Source organism: Cupriavidus sp. FW305-F7 (genome assembly GCF_058782875.1).
Map to the genome: position 1 here is coordinate 1 of NZ_JBYSYC010000101.1, position 7,711 is coordinate 7,711.

Sequence of the window (7,711 nt, forward strand, 5' to 3'; positions counted from 1 at the left end):
CGATGGCCCGTACCTGCGCAGCCGATTCCGCGAAGCCCTGCTCGGCAACGACGCCCACAAATAACCCATACGGCCAGTTATTGCCGACGGCAACGGTGCCGGAGCGATCCTGCGCTGTTGCTGAAGTCCTCCGGCGACTGACTGGCTCGCGGAACCTATCATCCCACCTGACAACCATGCAATCCGAAAGCAACTGCGTCGAACGCGCCAGCGCCCCAGACCTTGACGAGAGCCTCCTGGCCTACCGCTCGCTGTGTGACAAGAACCTGAAACTGAACATGGCGCGCGGCGTACCGTCAGCCGAACAGCTCGCTCTGTCTGACGCCCTGCTCGGCCTTCCGGGACCCGGCGACTTTCGCACCGAAGACGGCACGGATTGCAGGAATTACATGGGGCAGCAAGGGATCCCTGAAGCGCGCCGGTTGTTTGCCACCATGCTGGGCGTCCCCCCGGAGAACACGGTGGTGGAAGGCAATTCCAGCCTCGCGCTCATGCATGATTGCCTGGCCTATGCGCGCAAGACTGGCGTGCCGGATGGCGACGGCCCGTGGCAGGATGTCCCCGGCGGCATAGCCTTTCTCTGCCCGGTTCCCGGCTACGACCGGCATTTCAAGCTGTGTGAGGCGTTCGGTATCAGGATGATCCCGGTTCCGTTGGCCGAAGAGGGCCCGGACATGGACGTCGTGCGAACACTTGTTGCGCAAGACAAGTCCATCCGGGGGATCTGGTGTGTTCCGAAGTACAGCAACCCAACTGGCTCGGTCTATTCCGACGCAGTCGTCAAGGCATTGGCAGCCATGCCAGCCGCGGCGCCCGATTTCCGCATCTTCTGGGACAACGCCTACGCGGTGCATCACCTCGGCGAAACCGAGGTTGAGATCGCCAATCTCGCGGAGCTGTGTGTCACCCACGGCCACGCCAACCGCGCGCTGATCTTCTCCTCGACCTCGAAGGTCACATTTGCCGGAGCCGGCCTCGCGCTGTTCGGAAGTTCTACGCAGAACATTGCCTGGTACCTGAAACACGCGGCTTTCCGCAGCGTTGGTCCCGACAAAGTGAACCAGCTCCGCCATGTGCGCTTTCTCAAGGACGACGCAGGCCTGAAAGCACTGATGCGCCAGCACCGGGCCATCCTAGCCCCGCGCTTTGCCTGCGTGATCGAAACCTTCGAATCCCGCCTTGGCCAGCTTGATTACGTGTCGTGGACAACCCCGAGCGGCGGCTACTTCATCACGCTGAACGTCGTGCCGGGCACCGCCCGTCGCGTGGTCGAGCTTTGCCGCAATGCCGGCGTGATCTTGACAGATGCCGGTGCCCCGTTTCCCGGCGGCATCGATCCGGAGGACAGCACGCTGCGTATAGCGCCGTCGTCGCCGAGCCTGGAGCAGGTCGGACAGGCAGCCGAGGCTATCGCAGTGTGCACGCTCCTGGCCGCCGCGGAAAAGACCCACGGTGAGGTGGTACTGGTCTGAATCCCGCCATATATGCGCTGATGCGACTGCGCCAGACAATTTGGCGTCCCATACCTGATAAGAGAAAAGGAAGATAGATGAGTGAATCTCAAAGTGCAGTTCTGGCCCGCTTTGCGGCAGAGCTGCAGTATGAAGATATCCCAGCCGAAGTCGTCGAGCGTGCGAAGAACCTGTATGCCGACTGGGTCGGCTCCGCGCTCGCAGGGAAAGGCGGCCGGCCGGTAGAGGCACTGGCGGGCTTCGCCCGCAGGATGGCACCTTCCTCGGGCAAATGCGAAGTGCTGATCTCGCGCGAGCGGACCACGCCGTACTTCGCAGCCTTTATCAATGGTGCAAGTTCGCACTACGCCGAACAGGACGATGTACACAACGGATCCGTTTTCCATCCGGCTGCCGTCGTCTTCCCGGCTGCGCTGGCTGTCGCTCAGGAAACTGGCGCGAGTGGCAAGGAATTCCTCGCTGCCGCAATTGCGGGCTATGAGGTCGGCATCCGCGTCGGCGAATTCCTGGGCCGCTCGCACTACCGGGTGTTCCATACGACCGGCACGGCAGGCACTCTGGCGGCTGCAGCCGCGGCCGGCCGTCTGCTTCGGCTGACCCCGGAGCAGATGCTCGATGCCTTTGGCTCCGCCGGTACGCAGGCCGCCGGCCTGTGGGAATTCCTGGCCGACGCCGCCGACTCCAAGCAACTCCATACCGCCAAGGCAGCCGCCGACGGCATGATGGCAGCCTTCTTAGCCAAGGATGGGTTCAAGGGAGCGAAGCGCATCCTGGAAGGGCCACGCGGCATGGCAGCAGGCATGTCCAACGACGCCGAGGCCTCGAAGCTCGTCGATCGGCTGAGGGAGCGCTGGACGGTGGTTGAGACCTCGTTCAAGTTCCACGCCTCGTGCCGCCATACGCATCCAGCCGCTGATGCCCTGGCCAAAGTGCTGGCAGACAACCACCTGTCGCCCGCCAACATCCGCGAGGTTGTCACCCATGTGCATCAGGGCGCCATCGACGTGCTTGGCCCGGTGGAGAATCCGGTCACGGTGCACCAGGCCAAGTTTTCGATGGGTACGGTTCTCGGACTGATAGCCGAACGTGGCAGCGCGAGCGTTCGCGACTTCGAGTCGCACTACCAGGACGCTGCGGTCGTAGCCTTCCGCGGCAAGGTCTTCATGCGCCTCGATGAGGAAGTGGACACTGCATATCCGCAGCGCTGGATCGGTAAGGTCAGTGTGACCACCGAAGATGAGAAGACCTTCGCGGGTCGGGTCGACGAGCCCAAAGGCGATCCGGGCAACACACTGTCCCGCGAGGAAATTCAGGACAAGTTCATCCGCCTCGTTGACTTTTCCTCCTCCGCTTCACGGGAAGAAGTGGACGAATTTTTCCATGCCGTCTGGAAGCTGGAGGACGCTGCCCGCATGACCGCGATCCTTCGGGGTTCCGTTACGTAAGAGTCTCGCCTGCTGTCTCCTGGCGACTTTGGGTCCCTCAACGTGTGTTGAGGGATTTTTTTTCTGCCGCTTTCGCAACTGGTCGATTGGTACGGAAGATACCTGGAGGCGCGCCACCTTTCACCATATTCCATCGGCGCCACGCGATATGGTCGTCCTGCAGCAAACCGATCCGGTGCAGTGCCGGGTACCGGCCATGATTGCAGGCCGGAGCGGTAGCTGCGCCGGTGGGGTGCCACCTCATTAGGCATCCGACGAAATGCCAGTAGCCAGACGATCCAGTATCGACTACCCCGCGGTCCAGTCCGAGGCCACGACAAAGCAAACGCTTGTCAACATGGGAATGCTACTGATGCGCAAGGCAATCTAGAATCTGGCGCTGGAGCCCGACAGCCGGTTCTCCCTCGGCCTTTTTTTCTGCATCCCGCTGTGCGCGCACGCACTGCTCTCATCCGCGCCGAGCACTACGTTTGCCGCAGGCCCTGCCCATCGCTACGAAGCGTACATCGCCTTGATCTGCTGCAAGGCTGTCTCGTAAGCCCGTTCGACGTCATTGCTAGCCGAGACCGAGAAACCCAGGTCCTCCAGGACCCCGTTATGCAGACCGTATATCCAACCCTGCACGGACAACGGCTGGTCTCGCGCCCAGGCATCCTGCACCACAGTGCTCTTGCAGACATTGCGCGCCTGTTCAAGGACATTGAGTCGGCACGCCGCATCTACACGCAGCTCCTGAGGAATCGCCAGCAGCCACGCCCTGTGCAGGTCGATCACGTCGCGCACATAGCGTACCCAGTTATCGGCGATGCCGATGCGCTGGCCCTTGAGCGCGACTCCAACCCCGCCGCAACCGGAGTGCCCGACCGTCACGATATGCTTCACTTTCAAAATATCGACGGCATACTGGATCACAGACAGGCAGTTAAGGTCCGAATGCGCAACCACATTGGCGATGTTGCGGTGAACGAAGAGCTCGCCCGGTTGCAGTCCCACTAGTTCATTCGCTGGAACACGGCTGTCCGCGCAGCCGATCCAGAGATACTCGGGGGCCTGCTGGTGCTGCAGCCCGGTAAAGAAGCCCGGCCTGCTTGCCTCCATCCCGCTCGCCCACTGCCGATTACGCGCGAGCAAGGCTTCCAGTTCTTCATGCATGACACCTACCGTTTGAAAAAAATGGGGCTGAGACCCAGCCCGCCCTGAACTCTTCATGCGAAAGCGCGAATCACAACGCCGGCGGATTCCAGGGTACGCAGGACTACCGCGGCCATCTCGACCGCACTGGGTGTTTTGCCGCGTCCGCCGACCGATTCAATCGAGCGCCGCAACAGCCTTTCGCTGCGTTTCAATGGCGCCCCTGCCCGTACCATGCGCAGCACGCAGCCCGAGGCCGGCGTTCGCATCGCGCACTCAGTTCCAAGTGCTAACAATCAGGCCACAGACGGATTCCCGGGTGATGCCGTTCTCACTTCATCGAAGCCTGCAAGGTGTGCAGACTCATTGTGAACGCGGCAAGCCAAGAACCCGCTCCGCGATATAGGCATGAGCCTGGTCCGTGGCAAACGGCATCACCTGATGCCTACGGCATTCCCGCAGCTTCCTGTCGATATCCTCGTTCAGCCCGGAATCGCTGCAATGCCCCATGCCAAGGCAGAGTTCCGTAGCCTCCCGGGTGGCGGCGAGCGCCAGCGTCAACGCCATCCTTGCTTCCCCCTCGCACGCCTTCATGCTGTCGTAGCAGTTTGCCGCCCGCTTGCACATCAGGCTTGCCGCTTCGACGCCTGATGAAGCTCGGAGCGCTTCGTACGTAGTACCCGGGCGTGACCAGTCGTTGAATTGCATGCTGCTTATGGCCGATGTGTGAACGTCAACCTGATTCAGAAGCCAGCGTGCATCGCCCACAGCGGCCGCCGCGCTGAGAATCATCTCCGGCATGCACCGTTCGGCAATATAACGGGCACCCTCGCCCGCCCTGCCTATCAGGTTTCGTGCCGGTATCAGCAGGGCGTCAATCGCGATCTCGCTGGCGTCATGGTTGTCTCGGCTGGTGCTCGGATGGATTGTCAGGCCACGCCCGATGGCCTCACGCAAGTCCACCAGGAATAGCGACGACTCAGAATGTGGTTCTGTTCGCTGGGCCTTTGTGCCCACCTCCACAAGGAGTAACAGAACGTCACCGTTCTGGGCTCGCGAAACCCAGGCCTTCCGCCCGCTGACGATTTCCCCATCGATGCACCGGCTTCTCACCGCCACACCGGCAGCGCTTCCCAGGTTCCAGATGGCAATCGATGGGGCGCGCAGCTCTCCGCTGAGCACCGCGCTTACGTAGGCATCGGCCAAGACATGGTCACTGTGCCGAGCAAGCAGAAGATGATTGCAAATTTCCTGAACCAGGCCGGCCGCCGATGCACCCAGCAGGCCGATCTCCTCCACCGCTGCGCAAGCGTGCGCAAGCGAAAGGCCCATACCGCCCTTCGCCCGCGAAACCAGGGCATTGGCCCAACCAGCTTGCCGCAGCGCGGCAAAGAACTCCTCTGGCTGCCCCTGGTGACGGTCCACTTCCCTGAAATAGGCAGGTGAAAAGCCAGCGCATGTCGATCGCACCTGTTCGCGTACGTCCGCGTGGTCGCCGTCGCAGTACGTCGGGGGTTCCCCCGGGGCGAGCCAGCCGCCACAGCGAGTAGTGCCAACGCTACCGTACTGCGTGCCGGACCCCTTGTGGCGCACGTCATTTTGCATCGTAAGACGCCGCCTTCAGCACGCGGTCCGGGTTCATCAGATGCGACGGATCGAACGCCAGCTTGATGCGTTGCATCAGATCGAGCGCAACTTCTTCCTTCCGGCGGGCAACCTCGCGGCTCTTAGAGGCTCCGATACCGTGCTCAGCAGAGAAGGATCCGCCGTATGCGTCGACCGTGTCGTAGATTCTCGGGGCGATCCAACTGCCGTAAGCATCGAGCCCGGACGTTAGCACATGGTCCGCGTCCAAGATCGAGCGTAGTGTTTCAAGGGTGGTCAAGGCAATCGCCTGTGCTGCATGCCGGTTACTCCGGCTTGATGCCGGCCTGCTTGATCAAGGATAGGTATCACCCTGAGCGGACACCCTGGGCCGGCACGGTCAGGGCGCGTCTGGCATCTTCCGGCGTAGCAATAGCTGGATGCCATTCTTAGGGCCGCGGGGCAATGCCCACGCGACCTCATTGCTTCAGCGGATGATGAACGGGTTCTCGACCGTGGCGCCGGCGGCAATCCATACGCTCTTGGTCTGCAAATACTCGTCAATGGCTTCGATTCCGCTTTCACGGCCGATGCCACTTTGTTTGTAGCCACCGAACGGAGACATGAAACTCACCGCACGATAGGTGTTGACCCACACCATGCCGGACTGAATTGCCTCCGAGACCTCGAAGGCGCGCTGGATGCTCTGCGTCCAGACCCCAGCCCCAAGCCCATAGATGCTGTCGTTCGCAATGCGGATGGCATCCTCCTGGGTATCGAAGGGGATCGCCGACAAGACTGGCCCAAAGATCTCCTCCTGCGCAATACGCATGCTGTTGTCGACGTCGGCAAAAATCGTCGGCTCGACAAACCAGCCGGCGTCATACTCGCTGCCAGCCGCTCGCTTGCCGCCGCAAAGCGGCACCGCGCCTTCTGCCTTGCCAATCTCGATGTACTCGAGGACCTTCGCAAGTTGCGCTTCGGTCGTAACCGGTCCCACTTGCGTATCAGGCTGCATGGGATTTCCGAGCCTCGCGGATTTGGCGCGCTCGACCAGCCGCTCGAGGAACGCCTTGTAGATTGACCGCTGGACGAGCAAACGGGACCCGGCGATGCAGGTCTGGCCACTGGCGGCAAAGATGCCGGACAGCACGCCGTTGATCGCCTGGTCGAAGTCGGCATCCTCGAACACGATGTTCGGACTCTTGCCGCCGAGTTCGAGGGAGACCTTCTTCAGGCTGGCCGCGGCGGTCTGGTAAATAAGCTTCCCGTTCGCATCGGAGCCGGTGAACGCGATCTTGCTGACCTTCGGATGTGTCACCAGCCGCTGGCCGACCTCGGCACCAAAGCCCGTAACAACATTGACCACACCCGGCGGAAAGCCAGCCTCGTCGAACAGCCGCGCAAACTCCAGCGTCGACACGGACGTATGCTCTGAGGGCTTGATCACCACCGTATTGCCCGCTGCAAGCAGCGCCGCAAGCTTCCACGTCAGCAGCAACAGCGGCGAATTCCACGGGGTAATGGCAATGATGACGCCGAGCGGCTCCCTGCGCGTGAAGTTGAAGTAGCCCTTCTTGTCCAGCGGAATCACTGCGCCCTGGATTTTGTCCGCAAGACCGCCGTAGTAGCGGAACCACTCCGGAATGTACCTGGCCTGGGCATGCATCTCCGCGAACAGCTTGCCGTTGTCGCGGGTCTCTAGTTCTGCCAGGCGTTGCGCGTTGCGTTCGATCAGGTCCGCAACTTTCACCAGCAGCTTGCCGCGTTGCGTCGGGGTCAGCCCGGCCCACGCGGGATTACGGAAAGCAGCGTAGGCAGTATCGACTGCCAGGTCTGCATCTTCCGCCGTGCCGCGCGCAATCCGCACCCATGGCTGACCGTCGTACGGATTCTTGCTGTCGATATAGGCATTGCTGGTGGGCGTCACCCACTGACCACCGATGTAATGGCTGTAAGTTTGCATGTCTGTCCTGTCACCTGTCCCTCCTGGAGAAGGGATATCTGGCGTGTTCTTACTTGTGGGCGTCGTTGCCGAGCAGGGCTTCGCGGAATCGGCTGCGCAGGTACGGGCCATCA

At 61.6% G+C, this 7,711-nt stretch carries 6 protein-coding genes; 2 read left to right on the forward strand and 4 right to left on the reverse strand.

Annotated elements, in window-relative coordinates; translation table 11 throughout:
* On the forward strand, window positions 1-1,472 hold a 1,472-nt coding region (locus tag AC3WL8_RS39475), incomplete at its 5' end, for an aspartate aminotransferase type Ic (protein WP_492380211.1).
* A gap of 77 nt (window positions 1,473-1,549) precedes the next feature.
* Window positions 1,550-2,917, forward strand: coding sequence for an MmgE/PrpD family protein (locus tag AC3WL8_RS39480; RefSeq protein WP_492380212.1), 1,368 nt, complete (start codon window positions 1,550-1,552; stop codon window positions 2,915-2,917).
* Between the two features lie 492 nt (window positions 2,918-3,409).
* On the opposite strand, the gene can is transcribed toward AC3WL8_RS39480, so the two are convergent.
* From can to AC3WL8_RS39500, 4 genes are all read right to left on the reverse strand, one after another.
* A complete protein-coding gene (gene can, locus AC3WL8_RS39485; RefSeq protein ID WP_492380213.1) occupies window positions 3,410-4,069 on the reverse strand; it encodes a carbonate dehydratase in 660 nt (219 codons plus the stop codon).
* A gap of 342 nt (window positions 4,070-4,411) precedes the next feature.
* The gene (locus tag AC3WL8_RS39490; protein WP_492380214.1) at window positions 4,412-5,653 is read right to left on the reverse strand and encodes an acyl-CoA dehydrogenase family protein; all 1,242 of its coding nucleotides are present in this window, start codon (window positions 5,651-5,653) and stop codon (window positions 4,412-4,414) included.
* Window positions 5,643-5,933 carry an FAD-binding oxidoreductase gene (locus tag AC3WL8_RS39495; protein ID WP_492380215.1) on the reverse strand — a complete coding sequence of 97 codons (291 nt, stop codon included), beginning with the start codon at window positions 5,931-5,933 and terminating at the stop codon, window positions 5,643-5,645. The genes AC3WL8_RS39490 and AC3WL8_RS39495 overlap by 11 nt, the downstream gene beginning before the upstream one ends.
* Before the next feature lie 186 nt (window positions 5,934-6,119).
* Window positions 6,120-7,598 carry an aldehyde dehydrogenase gene (locus AC3WL8_RS39500; protein ID WP_492380216.1) on the reverse strand — a complete coding sequence of 493 codons (1,479 nt, stop codon included), beginning with the start codon at window positions 7,596-7,598 and terminating at the stop codon, window positions 6,120-6,122.
* Window positions 7,599-7,711 lie beyond the last annotated feature (113 nt).